Annotated in this window: 15 protein-coding genes; 7 read left to right on the top strand and 8 right to left on the bottom strand. The window is 69.0% G+C overall.

Translation table 11 applies throughout. From position 1 onward, the window contains the following. Positions 1-40: 40 nt before the first annotated feature. Positions 41-1,159 (bottom strand): phosphate ABC transporter substrate-binding protein PstS, encoded by a 1,119-nt coding sequence (gene pstS, locus D3654_RS00350; RefSeq protein ID WP_120519563.1) that lies wholly within the window; start codon positions 1,157-1,159, stop codon positions 41-43. 211 nt (positions 1,160-1,370) lie between these two features. Here pstS and D3654_RS00345 point away from each other — a divergent pair, with 211 nt between their 5' ends. From D3654_RS00345 to disA, 4 genes are all read left to right on the top strand, one after another. After that, entirely contained in the window at positions 1,371-2,498 is a 1,128-nt protein-coding gene (locus tag D3654_RS00345; protein WP_120519562.1) for an FUSC family protein, read from the top strand. Positions 2,499-2,535: 37 nt separating this feature from the next. Next, the gene (gene radA, locus D3654_RS00340; RefSeq protein ID WP_120519561.1) at positions 2,536-3,909 is read left to right on the top strand and encodes a DNA repair protein RadA; all 1,374 of its coding nucleotides are present in this window, start codon (positions 2,536-2,538) and stop codon (positions 3,907-3,909) included. 91 nt (positions 3,910-4,000) lie between these two features. After that, on the top strand, positions 4,001-4,660 hold the full coding sequence (locus tag D3654_RS00335; protein ID WP_120519560.1) for a Pr6Pr family membrane protein: 660 nt from the start codon (positions 4,001-4,003) through the stop codon (positions 4,658-4,660). Between the two features lie 262 nt (positions 4,661-4,922). Continuing rightward, a complete protein-coding gene (gene disA / locus D3654_RS00330; protein WP_120519559.1) occupies positions 4,923-5,999 on the top strand; it encodes a DNA integrity scanning diadenylate cyclase DisA in 1,077 nt (358 codons plus the stop codon). A gap of 102 nt (positions 6,000-6,101) precedes the next feature. Here the strand turns inward: disA and D3654_RS00325 are convergent, their stop codons facing one another. Further along, positions 6,102-6,668 (bottom strand): hypothetical protein, encoded by a 567-nt coding sequence (locus tag D3654_RS00325; RefSeq protein ID WP_342635080.1) that lies wholly within the window; start codon positions 6,666-6,668, stop codon positions 6,102-6,104. A 750-nt stretch (positions 6,669-7,418) separates the two neighbouring features. Between D3654_RS00325 and D3654_RS00320 the strand changes: the two genes are divergently transcribed. The 3 genes from D3654_RS00320 (at position 7,419) to D3654_RS00310 (ending at position 9,295) form a co-directional block, all read left to right on the top strand. Continuing rightward, the gene (locus D3654_RS00320) at positions 7,419-8,255 is read left to right on the top strand and encodes an A/G-specific adenine glycosylase (RefSeq protein ID WP_425359380.1); all 837 of its coding nucleotides are present in this window, start codon (positions 7,419-7,421) and stop codon (positions 8,253-8,255) included. A gap of 36 nt (positions 8,256-8,291) precedes the next feature. Next, a complete protein-coding gene (locus tag D3654_RS00315; RefSeq protein ID WP_342635079.1) occupies positions 8,292-8,714 on the top strand; it encodes a DUF3592 domain-containing protein in 423 nt (140 codons plus the stop codon). An 89-nt stretch (positions 8,715-8,803) separates the two neighbouring features. Continuing rightward, positions 8,804-9,295 carry a hypothetical protein gene (locus D3654_RS00310; protein WP_120519555.1) on the top strand — a complete coding sequence of 164 codons (492 nt, stop codon included), beginning with the start codon at positions 8,804-8,806 and terminating at the stop codon, positions 9,293-9,295. Between the two features lie 5 nt (positions 9,296-9,300). Here the strand turns inward: D3654_RS00310 and dhaM are convergent, their stop codons facing one another. From dhaM to D3654_RS00280, 6 genes are all read right to left on the bottom strand, one after another. Then, positions 9,301-10,047 (bottom strand): dihydroxyacetone kinase phosphoryl donor subunit DhaM, encoded by a 747-nt coding sequence (gene dhaM / locus D3654_RS00305; protein ID WP_120519554.1) that lies wholly within the window; start codon positions 10,045-10,047, stop codon positions 9,301-9,303. Beyond that, entirely contained in the window at positions 10,044-10,694 is a 651-nt protein-coding gene (dhaL, locus tag D3654_RS00300; RefSeq protein WP_120519553.1) for a dihydroxyacetone kinase subunit DhaL, read from the bottom strand. Before dhaL ends, dhaM begins: the two co-directional genes overlap by 4 nt. 2 nt (positions 10,695-10,696) lie before the next feature. Then, the gene (dhaK, locus tag D3654_RS00295) at positions 10,697-11,698 is read right to left on the bottom strand and encodes a dihydroxyacetone kinase subunit DhaK (protein WP_120519552.1); all 1,002 of its coding nucleotides are present in this window, start codon (positions 11,696-11,698) and stop codon (positions 10,697-10,699) included. Positions 11,699-12,124: 426 nt separating this feature from the next. After that, a complete protein-coding gene (locus D3654_RS00290) occupies positions 12,125-12,634 on the bottom strand; it encodes an amino-acid N-acetyltransferase (RefSeq protein ID WP_120519551.1) in 510 nt (169 codons plus the stop codon). A 133-nt stretch (positions 12,635-12,767) separates the two neighbouring features. Beyond that, positions 12,768-14,888 (bottom strand): S9 family peptidase, encoded by a 2,121-nt coding sequence (locus D3654_RS00285; RefSeq protein ID WP_120519550.1) that lies wholly within the window; start codon positions 14,886-14,888, stop codon positions 12,768-12,770. Between the two features lie 246 nt (positions 14,889-15,134). After that, on the bottom strand, positions 15,135-15,648 hold a 514-nt coding region (locus D3654_RS00280), incomplete at its 5' end, for an AAA family ATPase (RefSeq protein WP_162943578.1).

Raw genomic sequence — 15,648 nt, 5'->3', positions numbered from 1 at the left:
CCGGCGGCACCGGGTGGTGCCGCCGGCCGGAACGGGGTCCTTAGGACTTGGCCTTGATGGACTCGATGGCGGCCTTGGCCTTTTCCTGCAGCGCTGCGGACAGCGGAGCGGACTTGGCGGCGTCGGCGGCGGCCTTCTGGCCTTCTTCGGAGACCACGTAGCTCTCGAAAGCCTTCACGAGGTCCGCGGTTTCCTTCTTGTCGTAGGTGGTGCAGACGACGTGGTAGGAGACCAGGACAACCGGGTAGGCGCCGGCTTCGGTGGTCTTGCGGTCCAGCTTGATGGCGACGTCGTTGGCGGCGCGGCCTTCAGCCGGCTTGCTGATTTCGACGGCCTTGGCGGCGGCCTCGGCGGAGATCTTCACGAACTCGGTGCCGACCTTGATCTGGGCGGTGCCCAGCTTGCCGGATACGGCGGAGTCGTCAGCGTAAGTCACGGCACCGGGGGTGTCGGTGACGGTCTTGACGACGCCGGAGGTGCCCTTGGCGTTCTCGCCCTTCAGGGAAGCCGGCCACACGCCGTCGGCCTTGTCGGTCCAGACGTCAGCGGCGGCAGCGGAAAGGTATTCGGTGAAGTTCTTGGTGGTGCCGGAGTCGTCGGAGCGGTTCACCGGGGTGACCTTGAGGTCCGGGAGCTTGGCGTCCGGGTTCAGGGCGGCGATTGCCGGGTCGTTCCACTTGGCGATCTGGCCGCGGAAGATCTTGGCGACGGTGGCGGCGTCGAGCTTCAGCTCAGTGATATCGGGCAGGTTGAAGGCCACGGCGATCGGGGAGATGTAGACCGGGATGTCGATGGCGCCGTCGGGGCCGCACTTGGCCTTGGAGGAGGCAAGCTCTTCGTCCTTGAGGTAGGCGTCGGAACCGGCGAACTGGGCCGAGCCGTCGATGATGGCCTTGCGGCCCGCGCCGGAGCCGTCCGGGGAGTACTGCACGGTGGCGCCAGCGTTGGCGGCGGCGAAGCCGGCCTTCCACGCGTCCATGGCAGCGCCGGTGGAGGAGGCACCGATGCCGGTCAGGGTGCCGGTGACTTTGGCGCCGCCGGCGGCCGGGCTGCTTGCCGGGGAGCCGGTTGCGTTGTCGGAGCCACAGGCGGTAAGTGCCAGGGCGCCGGCTGCGATGACCGCGATTGCCGCGTTGCGGCCGAAGCGAGTTGCCTTCACTTTGATGTACCCCTTCCAGGGATTCTCAGATGCGTGCCGAGGAGAGTCGGCTGTTGGGAGATTCGTACTCGTTTTGTACCTTGATCGACGGTAAGAGCCTCAAGTAACGGGATCGGCCGTTAAAGGTGAACGGCAGGTGAACGGAAGCGGACCATTCCCTTACATATGTGGCGCCGCTCTTGCGCCTTTGACGCTGAATAGACTTGAGGGCATGGATGCCCCGCCCGGACTCTCGGCCACCTCGAAGTTCCTTCGGAAGCGGCTGCGCACCGGCATCACCCGGACCCGGAAATCGGTGGTGCCCGCCGTCCAGATGACGGTGTGCGCGGTCGGGGCGTATGCCTTCGCCGAACACGTCCTCGGCCACGCCGGCCCGCTCTTCGCGGCCACGTCCTCCCTGATCGCCCTCGGCTTCTCCCGCGACCCGCGCCTGCGCCGGGTGATGGAGGTGGGCCTCGGCGTCACCCTGGGCATCGTGGTGGGCGACCTCCTGGTGCACTGGCTGGGCTCCGGCGTCTGGCAGGCCGCCGTCGTGCTCCTGTTCTCGATCCTGCTGGCCCGCTTCCTGGACAGCGGTACCATCTTCACCACCCAGCTCGGGCTGCAGTCCCTCCTGGTCGTGCTGCTCCCGGCCCCGCCGGGAGGTCCGTTCACCCGCAGCCTGGACGCCGTCGTCGGGGGCGTCTTCGCCTTGCTGGTCACGGTCCTCATGCCGAAGGACCCGCGGCTGGAGCCGCGGCAGGACGTGCGGAAACTGCTGGGCGAGCTGGCGGAGGTGCTGCGCGAGTGCGCGGACGCCATGATCGACAGCGACTCCACCCTCGCCTGGCACGCCCTGGTCCGTGGCCGCAACTGCCAGCCCCTGGTGGACCGGATGCGACAGTCGCTGCGCGCCGCCGGTGAAGTGGCCACCCTGGCGCCCGCGTACCGCAAGCACCGCGAGGAGCTGAACGCGATGGAGGCCTCGCTGGACTCGATCGACCTCGCGCTGCGCAACAGCCGGGTGTTCGCCCGGCGGCTCACCAGCGCCATCAACCACACCGCCCTCACTGACGAGGCCACGGACAACATCTCCGAGGTGCTGCGGGATACGGCCGCCGCGGTGGACGAACTTTCGCTGGGCCTGGCGGAAGTGCACGACGGCGCCCGCCGGGCCCACATGCGCGTGGCCCGGCAGGACCTCTCGGACATCGCCACCAGGCTGCACCCGCGGCTGCTCGCCGTCCAGAAGCTCGAGGGCGAAACCGTGGTGATGCTTTTCCGGCCGCTCATGGTGGACCTGCTCGAGGCCGCCGGCATGGAGCCCGCGGAGGCCCGGGACGCCCTGCCGCCGCTGTAGGCGTTTGTTGTCACACCCCTCAACTAGCCTTGTACGCATGGCAACCAAGACCTCCCGCGCCTCCAAGGCCCCCGCGTTCAAATGCGCCGAATGCGGCTGGACCACCGTCAAATGGGTGGGCCGCTGCGGCGAGTGCCAGGCCTGGGGAACCGTTGAGGAGTCCGGCGCCACGGTAGCGCGCACGACGGCGGCGGCAACAGTTTTGGAGCCCGCCCGCCGGATTGCCGAGGTGGACGGGACGACGGCGGCGTTCCTGCCCACCGGCGTCGACGAACTGGACCGGGTGCTCGGCGGAGGTTTGGTCCCCGGCGCGGTGATCCTGCTGGCCGGAGAGCCCGGCGTCGGGAAGTCCACGCTGCTGCTGGATGTCGCGGCAAAGTTCGCCCGCACCGGCCAGGACGTCCTGTACGTCACGGGCGAGGAATCCGCGGCCCAGGTGAAGCTGCGGGCGGAGCGGATCAGCGCCCTCGCGGACACCCTGTACCTGTCCGCGGAAACGGACCTCGGCCAGGCGCTGGGGCAGGTGGAAAAGCTTGAGCCCAAGCTGCTCATCGTGGACTCCGTGCAGACCCTCAGCAGCACCGAGGTGGAGGGCAGCGCCGGTGGCGTTTCCCAGGTCCGCGAGGTCGCCGCGTCGATCATCGGCGCCGCCAAGCGCCGCAACATGACCACCCTTCTGGTGGGCCACGTGACCAAGGACGGCTCCATCGCCGGTCCGCGGCTCCTCGAGCACCTCGTGGACGTGGTGTGCCAGTTCGAAGGTGAGCGCCATTCCCGGCTCCGGCTGCTGCGCGCCGTCAAGAACCGCTACGGCGCCACGGACGACGTCGGCTGCTTCGACCTCAACGAGGCCGGCATCGAAGGCCTCGCCGATCCCAGCGGGCTCTTCGTCTCCCGCACCCGCGAACCCGTTTCCGGCACCTGCATCACCGTGACCATGGAGGGTCGGCGGCCGTTGCTGGCCGAGGTGCAGTCCCTCCTGGCCGAAAGCGCCAACTCGCAGCCGCGCCGCGCCACCAGCGGCCTGGACAGCTCGCGGGTCTCGATGCTGCTGGCTGTGCTGCAGCAGCGGGCGGGCTGTGTGCTGCACAAGGACGACTCCTACGTGGCCACCGTGGGCGGGGTGAAGCTCAGCGAACCGGCCACGGACCTCGCCGTCGCCCTGGCCGTGGCATCGGCCAAGTCCCGGAAGGCGCTTCCGCAGCGTCTCATCGCCTTCGGCGAGGTGGGCCTGGCCGGCGAAGTCCGTCCGGTTCCGGGCATCAACCAGCGCATCCATGAGGCCCAGCGCCTGGGCTTCACGCACGCCGTAGTCCCGGCCAGCCCCAACGGGCCGGGACCAGTCCCGGAAGGTTTCTCCGTGCGGGAGGTGGCACATGTGGCCGAGGCCCTGGAGCTGCTGATCAGCTGAGTCTTGCCGGGCGGCAGTCCGGCTCCCAGGCCCGGCTCCCGGCGCGGGGTGTCGCGCGGCGGCTGTGCACGGGGTGCGCAAGAGTGGTCCCATGACGAAAAGAACGGCACTGGCCGGCAGAACAGCTTCGGCCAAGAGAACGGTGCTTATTGGGGGACGTTTCTTCTTCGGCCTCTTGACCCTTGTTGCCGTCGGCACGCAGCTGGCGGTGCACATCAGCCTGCGCTACGACGTGTGGAATTTCTTCAGCTACTTCACCAACCTGTCCAACCTCTTCGCGGCCGTGGTGCTGCTGGTCAGCGGGTACCGCCTGCTGGTCCGCAAACAGCCCACCGAGCTGGATGAAACCACCCGCGGCACGGCCACCATTGCGATGGCCATCGTGGGCATCGTGTTCGGCGCCCTGCTGACCGGCCAGGACCTCGGCTCGATGGTTCCGTGGGTGAACTTCGTGGTGCACTACCTGATCCCGGTGGTGATGGTGGCCGACTGGCTGTTCCAGCCCCCGCGCACCACCATGGCGGTCCGGCACCTCTGGTACTGGCTCGTCTATCCGGTCGCCTACCTTGCCTACAGCCTCATCCGCGGCTCCTTCGTGGACTGGTACCCGTACTGGTTTATCGACCCAGCGCGGGCCGGCGGCTGGGGCGGGGTGGCCGTCTTCGCGGTGGGAATCGCCGTCGGCTTCCTGCTGGTCAGCTTGGCAATGCTCCGCCTCGGCAACAAGCTCGAGCGCCAGGCGGATTACTGACTCCACTCCGAACGTGCCCGACGGCGGCTCCCCGCAGCCGCCCGAGCCACCCCAAACGGCCCTCCGCGAAGTTGCCCGGAGGGCCGTTTCCGTCCCCCCTCGAGACAGGTGGCGAATGGGCCACTTTGAGGCTTGCCTGTGCGGTTAAGGCGTCCCTGAGGATCTATCATGGTGCTAGCCACTGCCGGGGCACTTTTCCTGAACATCGCCGGCACTGATGCTGGCCCGGTTGCGGGTCCTGCAACGTTCGAAGGGAACACGCATGGCCCGAAGTCCCGAGGAATCGCTCAAGGCGACCCTGGCAAGAGTCGCACCCGGCACCGCGCTGCGGGACGGACTTGAGCGCATCCTGCGCGGACGCACCGGCGCCCTGATCGTCCTCGGCTCGGACCGCACCATCGACTCCATCTGCTCCGGCGGCTTCGAAATCGGCATCGAGTTCTCCCCCACCCGGCTCCGCGAACTCGCCAAAATGGACGGCGCCATCGTGTGCGACAAGGACGCCAGCAACATCGTCCGCGCGGCCGTGCAACTGGTCCCCGATTCCAGCATCGAAACCCAGGAATCGGGCACCCGGCACCGCACAGCGGAGCGCGTCGCCATCCAGACCGGCGTGCCTGTCATCTCGGTCAGCCAGTCCATGCAGATCATCGCCCTGTACGTGAACGGGCTGCGGCACGTGCTGGAAGGTTCGGAGAAGGTCCTCGCCCGCGCAAACCAGGCCCTGGCCACCCTGGAGCGTTACAGCGCCCGCCTGGACCAGGTCACCAGTTCGCTCTCGGCGCTGGAAATCGAAGCCATGGTCACAGTCCGCGACGTCGCCGTGACCCTCCAGCGCCAGGAGATGGTGCGCCGGATCGCCGAGGAAATCGCCCAGTACGTGCTCGAACTCGGCGAGGACGGACGCCTCCTGTCCCTGCAGCTGGAGGAACTCACCATGGGCCGCGGCCCGGGCAGCGACGTCATCATCCGCGACTACGCCGGCGACGCCGCTTCCCCCGAGGACATCGACGGCGCCGTGCAGGCCTTGATGGACCTCGGCCCCACCGAACTGATCGACCTGGGCAGGATCTCCAGCATCATCGGTTTTGCGGGCGGAATAGACGTGCTCGACGCCGGTGTGCAGCCCCAGGGGTACCGCCTCCTCGCGGGGCTCAAGTCGGTTCCGAAGGCCGTGGCAGACCGCCTGGTGGACCATTTCGGCGGGCTCCAGAACCTCATGGCCGCCACCATCGACGACCTCATGACCGTTGACGGCATCGGCGACCAGCGCGCCCGCACCGTCCGCGAAGGCCTCAGCCGCATGGCCGAGGCAAGCCTCCTGGACCGCTTCCTCTAACCCGCTGAGTGCTCACTTGTGGCGGGTTTTTCCGCGTAAACCCCGCCACAACTGAGCACCCAACCGGAGGCGGGCGGCTGCCTCCGCCAGGCTCCGACGCACTTAGCGCAGCTGGAAGACGGCCTTCGGGCTGACCTTGTTGCCCAGCGAGGCCGTGAACACATAAGTGCCGGCACCGGGCTTGGCATTCACCACGCTGCAGCCTTCCGTGGTGCGGTTGCGCTGCCAGACGAAGTTCGCGGTCTCGCTCTTGCCCGGCAGGATGGTCTTCACCAGGTCCTCGCTGCTGGCCTGGCAGTCCCGCGAGGAGAAGATCCGGTCCGCGCCGCTGGTCACCTGGAAATCCATCTGCGAGGTACCGACGTTGACCTGGCATGGCGTGGCGCCGCCGTTGGTGACCTTCAGCCCCAGGACCGGATTCTTGCCCGCAGCATAGGATCCGGCATCGGTGCTGGCGGCAACGGTGACCAGGTTCAGGTCGCACACGGGGGTCGCCTTGGCGGAGGGGCCTGCCGTGCCCGAAGCGCCCGGCGCCGGGGTGCTGTCCTGCGGCTGCGGGCTGGTGCTCGGCTGCGCTGCGGGTTCGTTTTTCCCCACGAAGGACGACGCGATTGCCACCACGCCCGCGGTCAGCAGCCCCAGCACCACCAGCAAACCGATGAAAACCACAAGACGACGACGGCGGTACACGGCCGGGCTCGGCCTGCGGCGGCCGGTGCCTCGGGAAGCCGGGCGCGGGGAACCGGTGCGCTGGGAACCCGGCCTCTGTGCACCGGCACGCTGTGACGCTGTGACGCCAGTTTTGGGGCGGGTTACCGCCTGGCTCCGGGCACCGTTGCCTGGCGAGCGCGTTCCGCGCGCGCCTGACGGTTGATTGCCCTTGGTGACCATATGACTAGGCTAGGCAACGCCCGCGCCGGTTGCCGCCTCACCACGCCGCCGGCCCGGCGTCCTGCACTATGAGCTGCCTCATGTTACGGACCCGCGCTGTGTCCGCAGTTCATCCTGCAGGTCCGGCGGGGTTGCCGCGCCGCAGCCCGCCTGATCTGCAGGATCAATCCCGGGCCAGGGCTAGCCGACTGCACCGAGGCCCGCCGGGCGCGGGCTCGGCTACAGTGGAGGGCAGGAATCGGCGGCCGCGCGGCCGCGAAGCACGCAGCCGCACCAAAGGGTCCCATGTCATCGCCAACAGCCGCGGAACGGACGGGCGCAACGCCGCCCCGTAGCCCCATCAAACCCAAGGCCAGCAGGCGCACCCAGTCACGCACGGGCACCGCACGCCCGGCCCGCGCACAGCAAGGCCCGTCCCACCAGCTCGAAGCCGACGAGCTCGGCGCCCTCCACAACGAACTGGACCGCTGGTTCGCCGAAAACGCCCGCGAGCTGCCGTGGCGCGAAGCCGACTGCAGCCCCTGGGGCGTGCTGGTCAGCGAGGTCATGCTGCAGCAGACCCCCGTGGTGCGGGTACTTCCGGTCTGGCTTGACTGGATGGAACGCTGGCCCGAGCCCGCGGACCTTGCCCGCGAGGCCTCCGGCGAAGCGGTGCGCCACTGGGGCCGGCTGGGCTACCCCCGCCGGGCGCTGCGGCTGCACGCTGCCGCCACCGCGATCGTCGAGGAGCACGGCGGCAAGGTACCCGGAACGTACGAGGGCCTGCTGGGCCTTCCCGGCGTCGGGGACTACACCGCTGCAGCCGTCGCCGCCTTCGCCTTCGGCGAGCGCGAAACGGTGGTGGACACCAACATCCGCCGCGTCCACGCCCGGCTGGTGTCCGGGACCGCCCTTCCGGCGCCGTCCCTCACTGCCGCGGAAATGCGCCTGGCCGAGACGCTCATGCCCCAGGACACGGCATTGTCCGTGCGCTGGAACGCCTCAGTCATGGAACTGGGTGCGCTGGTGTGCACGGCCCGCTCCCCCAAGTGTTCCGACTGCCCGGTCCGCGCCGAATGCGCCTGGCTCGCGGCAGGCGAGCCGCCGCCGTCGTACGTTCCCAAGGGCCAGGCCTGGCACGGCACCGACCGGCAGCTCCGCGGCGCCGTCATGGCGGTACTCCGCGTGGCGGAGGCGCCGGTGGCGCGCGGAATGTTCGAACAGGCACCGGCCGATCTCGGCTTCGCCGCAGAGGGAACCGCGGTTCCCCTGGCAGCACTTCACCGCCTCAACTCCGCCCCGGAGCAGCTTGAGCGGGCGCTGGACGGGCTGGTGCGCGACGGCCTGGCAGAACTGCACGACGGCGACTACCGGCTGCCCGCCTGACCACCACCCGCAGGGGAGAGACGAACTTTGAAGACCGTGATCTACATTGTCTGGGCGCTGTTCCAGATCGGCGCGATCACCGCCCTGGTACACACGGCCAGGAAGGCGAAACGGCAGGAAACGCGCACCGCGGACTGGCCCAGGGTCCAAGCGGTGGTCACCGGAAACACCTCGGGCTGGTCCGGCAGGATAGGCGGTTCCGATTCGTCCCGGCGTTTCTTCCCCACCTACCAGTTCACGGGGCCGGGCGGGCAGGTCTTCAACGGCACCTCCGACGTTCCCTCCGCCGAGATCCCCACCCCCGGTTCGTACATCGAGGTGGCCGTGAACCCGGCCGACCCGCACGAATCCTTCCACCAGTCCACCAAGGAGAAGGTGGGCATCGGCTGCGCCATCGCGTTCTTCGCCGTCTTCGCGGTGGTCTCATTCTGGTTCATCGGCATCTTCCCCATCCCCTGAGCGTTACCGCGCTGCGCGGCACCATAACGATGTCGGCAAGCTTCCGCCGGGGCCGTTCCGGCCCGTGTTCACCGGTCCTACGCTGAGGTATGCGCAAGTTATGGGCGGCTGCGGCATTATGCACGACGGCGTTGCTCGGCTCCGGCTGCCAGCCTGAGTCGGCGCCGTGCCCGGCCATCGCCATGGCACCGGTGGTGGGCCTGACCATCGCGGAGGACTACGTGCCCACCGTCCAGGGCGTGCATCTGCGGGCGTGCCAGGACGGCAAATGCAAGGAGGACGACCTGAAGCTGCTTCCCGGCAGCAGGTCCATCCCGCAGGCGTGCAGCACCGGCCCGGACGGAAGCTGCTCGGCGACGATGGCCCCGGACGGCACCATGTACGGCCTCCTGGACATGGGCGTGCTCACCGCTTCGCCGATCAGCGCGAAGGTCACCGGCACCGCGTCCACCGGCAGGCCGCTTCCGGTCCGCACCCTCGACTTCACTCCGAAGATCCTCAAGCCCTTCGGTGAGAAATGCGGAACAGTCATCACCGCCAACCTGGTGCTCGACGCCACGGGGCTCAAGCAAGCGCCCTGACGTCCCTACTTCTCCCCGAAGCCGTCCTCCACGAGGCCCCGCACATAGGCCACCGCTTTAGCCGCGTCCTTGCCCCGGGCCTCCACCGTGAGCGTTCCGCCCTGCCCGACCGCCAGGGCCATCAGTTCCATCACCGAGGTCCCGTCGACGCCGTTGACGGTCACCTCCGCATCGAGTCCGGCCAGTCCGCCGGCGATCCGGGCCGCGGGCCGGGCGTGGATCCCCGCCTCGTTGACGAGCACGAACTCGCCGCTTTCCGCCGGCGCCGCGGGCACCCCGCCCGGCTCGCCGCCGTCGGAAGTTCCAGCGCCGCCGACGCCGGTGCTGCCGCCGTCGCTGCTGCCACGGTCGCTGCTGAACCCGCCGCCATTGAACCGGACCGCCTCGGCGGCTGACTTCACGGCGGCCGCGCCGGCCCCACCCTGCGCGGCGACTGCCGCGGCAACGAGACCCTCCACCAAGGGGGCGTCGGCCAGCAGCACGTCCTGCGGCGCGCTGCAGAATTCCACCGCGGCTTCCGCCGTCATGACGGCCGAGCCGAGGTCCGTCAGCACCACGACGCCGGCGCCCGCCGCCGAGTCCAGCGCCGATTCGAACGCGGCCAGGACGAGTTCGAAGCTGGTGCCGATCCGGCCGTCTTCCGTGCCGCCCGCGGCGAAAAGGCGGACGTCCGGGGCCATCTGCCCTGCAAGTTCAACGGCCCCCTCGGCGATCCTGGCACTGTGCGAAACCACCACCAGGGCTACTGTCACGCCTGCTCCCCGTCAGGGAAACCAGCCGCGGTGGCCGCAGCACGAAGCAGCAACGCTGTGGAAACAGCCCCGGGGTCCCGGTGCCCGGCGCTGCGTTCGCCCAGGTAGCTGGCCCGGCCCTTCCTCGCCACGAGCGGATCCGTGGTCACGGCCCCCACTTCCGCGGCTTCGGCGGCAGCGGCGAGTACGGCGACGGCGTCCGCACCGAGGATGACGGCTTCGTTGGCAGCTTCCACGGCCGGGGTCCAGGCGTCCACCATGGTCTTGTCGCCCGGCTCGGCCTTGCCCCGCGCCACGATCCCGTCCCTGGCGGCCTCAAGGGCGGCAGCGAGCGCGGCGGCGTCGACGTCCTCCAGCGTCCCCAGCGCCGTGGCAGCCCGCAGGTACGCGGTGCCGTAGAGCGGGCCGGCGGCCCCTCCCACCTTGGACATCAGGGCCATCGCGGCGAGCTTCAGGGCGGCGCCGGGCGTGTCCGGGGCTGCCTCGGCGATCTTCTCCAGCACGGCCTGGAAGCCGCGGTCCATGTTCTCGCCGTGGTCCGAATCGCCTATTGCCCGGTCCAGTTCGATGAGCTCCACCCGGTGCTCGGACATCTTCCGTGCGGACAGTTGCAGCCATTCAACGGCCCAGCCGACTCCCAGCCGCACGGTCACATCCCCCAGCGCAGGGCCGCGGTGTGCACGGGCGCGTCCCAGAGGTCCACGAGTTCATCGTCGAGCCGCAGGACCGAGATGGAGCAGCCCTGCATTTCCAGGGAGGTGACGTAGTTGCCCACCAGGGACCTTTCCACGGTAATGCCCTTCTCTTCCAGCAGCCGGGCTGCCCGGCGGTACACGATGTAGAGCTCGCTGAGCGGGGTGCCGCCCATGCCGTTGACGAACAGCAGGGCCCGCTCCCCCTTGCCGAGGCCGAGGTCCCCCACCACGGGTTCCAGCAGCCGGGAGGTGATGCCGTCCGCGCCTTCCATGGGGATCCGGTGGCGGCCGGGCTCGCCGTGGATGCCGATCCCGATTTCGATTTCGTCGTCGGCGAGTTCGAAGCTCGGCACGCCGGCGTGCGGCACGGTGCAGCCGGAGAGTGCCACGCCCATGGTGCGCACATTGCGGGCGACCGATTCCGCAACGCCCGTGACGGCGTCGAGCGTGTCACCGCGGACCGCTGCGGCACCTGCGATCTTTTCCACGAGCACGGTCCCGCCCACCCCGCGCCGCCCGGCCGTGTAGAGCGAGTCCTCCACGGCCACATCGTCGTCCACCAGGACGGTGCGCACGCTGATGCCTTCGGCCTGCGAGAGCTCGGCGGCGGTTTCGAAGTTCAGGACGTCGCCGGTGTAGTTCTTCACGATATGCACGACGCCGGCGCCCGAGTCCACCGCTTCGGTCGCCGGGATGATCTGTTCGGGAGTGGGCGAGGTGAACACGGCGCCGGGCACCGCGGCGTCGAGCATGCCGTGCCCGACGAAGCCCGCGTGCAGCGGTTCGTGCCCGCTTCCGCCGCCCGAAAGCAACGCCACCTTGCCGGCCACGGGGGCCCCTTTGCGGATGACGTAAGCCGGCTTGGCGTGGACGTCCAGAATGTCGGCGTGGGCCAGGCCGAAGCCTTCGAGGGATTCGTCCACCACCGCGCGCGGATCATTGATGAGCTTCTTCATGGCTTGCTCCTGGGACGAATCGGGTATTTTGCTTTGACCCTACTACCCGCCCGGCAGCCACGATAGGCCTTCAAACGGGCCCGGCGCTGCGGCGCTGCCCGCCTTCTCCGGCCGGGTTTTGGGCTATCCGTGTTCCTCGTCAGCTTGGGAACGGTCCGTCCCGGGCGCATCCGGCCAGAAATCCATGCACTCCTTCTTGGTGCAGCTGCCGCACCCCCGCCTGCGGGGCTCCGCGGGCGCAGCAGGTCCCGGGATCTCCGCTTGGAATCCTGAGAAATCGGGGAACACAACGTGGTAAGTCATGGTTCGCCTCCACAGAAGGGCGGCCCGGGGGTGGAGGGCCTCACCTAGTTTATCCAGCAAGTAGATATATGTGAAGGGTCCAAAGACCCTAGCCGCCCCGGCAACGGCCGCTACGGAAGGCAGCTAGAGGAACTTGATCATCCGCGTGTTCCCCAGGGTGTTGGGTTTCACCCGGGCGAGGTCCAGGAACTCGGCCACGCCTTCGTCATGCGAGCGCAGCAGTTCGGAATAGACCTCCGGGTCCACCGCCGACTGGTCTGCCATCACCTCGAAGCCGTGGCGCTTGAAGAAGTCCACCTCGAAGGTCAGGCAGAACACCCGGGAAACCCCCAGGGCCCTCGCGTCTTCGAGGAGCTGCTGCACCAGCACGTGGCCCACGCCCTTGCCGCGCCAGTCGGCGGCCGCGGCGAGCGTGCGGACTTCAGCCAGGTCTTCCCACATCACGTGCAGGGCGCCGCAGCCGATGATGTCGCCGTCGGACGACTCCGCGATCCGGAACTCCTGCAGGCTCTCGTAGTAGGCCACGGTTTCCTTGGCCATCAGGATCCGCTGCTCCGCCAGCGGCGCCACCAGCTTCTTGATCGCGGCGACGTCGCCGGTGCGGGCTGGGCGGAGGCTGAACGTTGGAGTCACAGCCCCATCCTATGTCCCGTACACCCCGGCCTGGCCGGCACGTTCACCGCGCCGGCCAGGCCTCCCCCAGGTCGGCCGGGCCTCCCCGCCCGGCCACGTCCCGGCAGCCGTCCCCACAGCCGCCAGGACAGGCTTACAAACCCAGCTCGTCCGGCAAGGCAATGTCCTCGCCGAGGACCTGCCGTGCCAGGAAGTGCTCCACCACGCCGTACCAGACCTTGGCATGCTGCGGCTGGAGCACCCAGTGGTTCTCGTCCGGGAAGTACAGGAAGCGGTGCTGCGTCTCCCCGTCCTCCCCGGCCGGCAGCTTCGACCCGGACAGCAGTTCGTACCAGAGCCGCAGCCCTTCGCCGATCGGCACCCGGTAGTCCTTGTCACCATGGATCACGAGCATGGGGGTGGAAATGTTCCCGAGGTGCAGGTGCGGGGAATTCTCCAGCGCCATCTCCGGGGTCATTTCCTTGAGCCAGTACTGCGAAGCGTCCGTGGTGGGGCCGAACTGGTCGAGCGCCCAGAGGCTCGCGTGCGTCACGATCGCCTTGAAGCGGTCGGTGTGGCCGGCCACCCAGTTCGCCATGTAGCCGCCGAAGGAGCCGCCCATGGCCGCCGTCCGGGTTTCGTCGATGTCCGGGCGGGCCGCTGCCGCGTCCGTCACGGCCATCAGGTCTTCGAAAGGCGCCTTGCCCCAGTGGCCCCAGCCGCGCTGGATGAACTCCTGTCCATAGCCGGTGGAGAGGGCCGGGTCCGGCAGCAGCACGGCATAGCCCTTGGCGACCAGCAGCCACGGGTTCCAGCGCCAGGTCCACGCGTTCCAGGACCCGAGCGGGCCGCCGTGGATCCACAGCAGCAGCGGGGCCGGGGTCGCCGCGGAAGCGCCCTCCGGCAGGGCCAGGTAGGCGGGCACCCGGGAGCCGTCGGCCGCCGTCGTTTCGATCCGCTCCAGCGAGCCCTTGACGGCGGGCCTTTCGGCCGGCGCGGGAAGCCGAACGACGCCGCTGCCCGCCAAGTCGATCCGCACCGCTTCGGCGGGGAAGCCGTAGGAACTGCGCAGCGCATAGGCGGAGCTCCCGTCCGGCGAGACGACGACGTCGGAGTATGCCGCGGCGTCGGGCGTCACCCGCGAGACGGCACCGCTCGCGACGTCGACGCGGAAGACCGGCGTCGCGCCGTCCTCGTCGGCGGTCACCAGGAGGGTCTTGCCGTCGGGCAGCCAGGCGGCAGGTGTCGCCCAGCGGTCCCATTCGGGCGCCAGCGGCTCAAGGCCGCCACCCGCGCCGCTTCCGACGTCCAGCAGGTGCAGCCTCACCTCGGGCGCCTGCAGCGGCGTGCTGTCGCTTTCGCTGACGACGGCGAGCGTCCGGCCGTCCGGGCTCACCGGCCCTGGGAAGTAGCTCATTCCATCGCGGTCCAGGATGACCTTGAGGTTGCCTGTGGCGACGTCGACGGCGGCCAGGACATAGCGGGAATCGGCCTTCGCGAGAGGCTTCTGGAGGCTGGTGTAGATGGTTGTGCCGTCCGGGCTGACAACCGCTTCGGTTTCCCTCAGGCGTCCTCCGGCGTCCGGGGTCAGGTTGCGGAGGTTCAGGCCGGGAACAGCGTCCACCGTTGCAGGCTTGCCCGGGCCCTCATCTTCCCCGGTTTCGACGGCAAAGATCCGGGGCTGCGAAGGGCCGAGATCGGCGTCCCAGTACCGGACGGGGTAGCCGCTGTGCAGGATCGCGGAGACCTTGTTGTCCTTGCGGCTCTTGCGGCGTTCCTCGTCGTCCTTTTCGTCGCTTGAACCGGCGAGGACCGGAGCCTTCACGAAGGTCGCGTCCGCGTCCTTCGCGGTCAGCACGGCGCTGATTCCGCCGGCCCGCGAGTGCACCACCCGGGCCTCGCCGCCGTCTGCCGGTAGCAGCCACAGGGCGTCGACCGGATCCGTGTCAGGACTCTCCGGATCGGGCCGGGCAGAGGTGAAGTAGAGGTCGCCGTTCGCGGCGAAGGCCGCACCGGCCTCGCCCTTGGCGCTGCGGGTGATGCGCCGGGCGTGCTTCGTGCCGGCGGGATCCAGCTCCCACAGGGCGGTCACGTATTCGGTGCCTTTGCCGTTGAGGGTGGCCACGGTGGTGACCAGGCGGCTGCCGTCGGGGCTGAGCGCCAAGCCGCTCACGCGCGGGATGGCCAGGTAGTGGTCCAGGTCGTGGAACGGGGTTTCGGGCTGCGCGCCCGCTTCAGGCTGAGCGTCCGGGGTCTCCGTGGAATTCGCGTGCATGGTCTGATTCAACACGGATTGTGCCCCCGATCACAGGGGAGTTCTCTAAGAGTGAAACAGTACTTTCAGAAAAAGCGGATCGGGTGTCGCCGGCACTGCCCTGGCCGGCGCGTCCGGCGGGCCCTGCGCGTCCGGCGCGTCCGGCGCGTCCGGCGGGCCCTGCGGACGCAGAAGGACCCCCGTTCCGCGAACGGGGGTCCTTCTGGTCCGGCACCCGGAGCCTAGGAACTCCGGGCTGGCCGGGGCCTAGGCGCTCGGTGCGATCTCGGGGATGCGCGGCTTGGCGTTGCCTGCGAACGTGAACTTGGCGTCGTCGCCTTCGCCCTCCACGTCCACCACCACGATGTCGCCCTGGTGCAGTTCGCCGAAGAGGATCTTCTCGGAGAGCTGGTCCTCGATCTCGCGCTGGATGGTCCGGCGCAGCGGCCGGGCGCCCATGGCGGGATCGTAGCCGCGGGTGGCCAGCAGGACCTTGGCAGCGGTGGTGAGTTCGATGCCCATGTCCTTGTCCTTGAGCCGCTTCTCCAAGCGGGTCACGAACATGTCCACGATCTCGATGATCTCTTCCTGGGTCAGCTGCGGGAACACCACCACGTCGTCTACACGGTTCAGGAACTCGGGACGGAAGTGCTGCTTGAGCTCCTCCGTGACCCGGGCCCGCATCCGGATGTAGCCGGTCTGGGTGTCCGTGCCGGACTGGAAGCCCGTGGCAACGCTCTTGGAGATGTCGCGGGTGCCCAGGTTCGTGGTCATGATGATC

Origin of the sequence: Arthrobacter celericrescens (assembly GCF_003614925.1) — a bacterium.
Classification (GTDB): Bacteria; Actinomycetota; Actinomycetes; order Actinomycetales; family Micrococcaceae; genus Arthrobacter; species Arthrobacter celericrescens.
The sequence above is the reverse complement of the archived record's forward strand: the minus strand, read 5'-3'. Positions and strand labels throughout refer to the sequence as shown.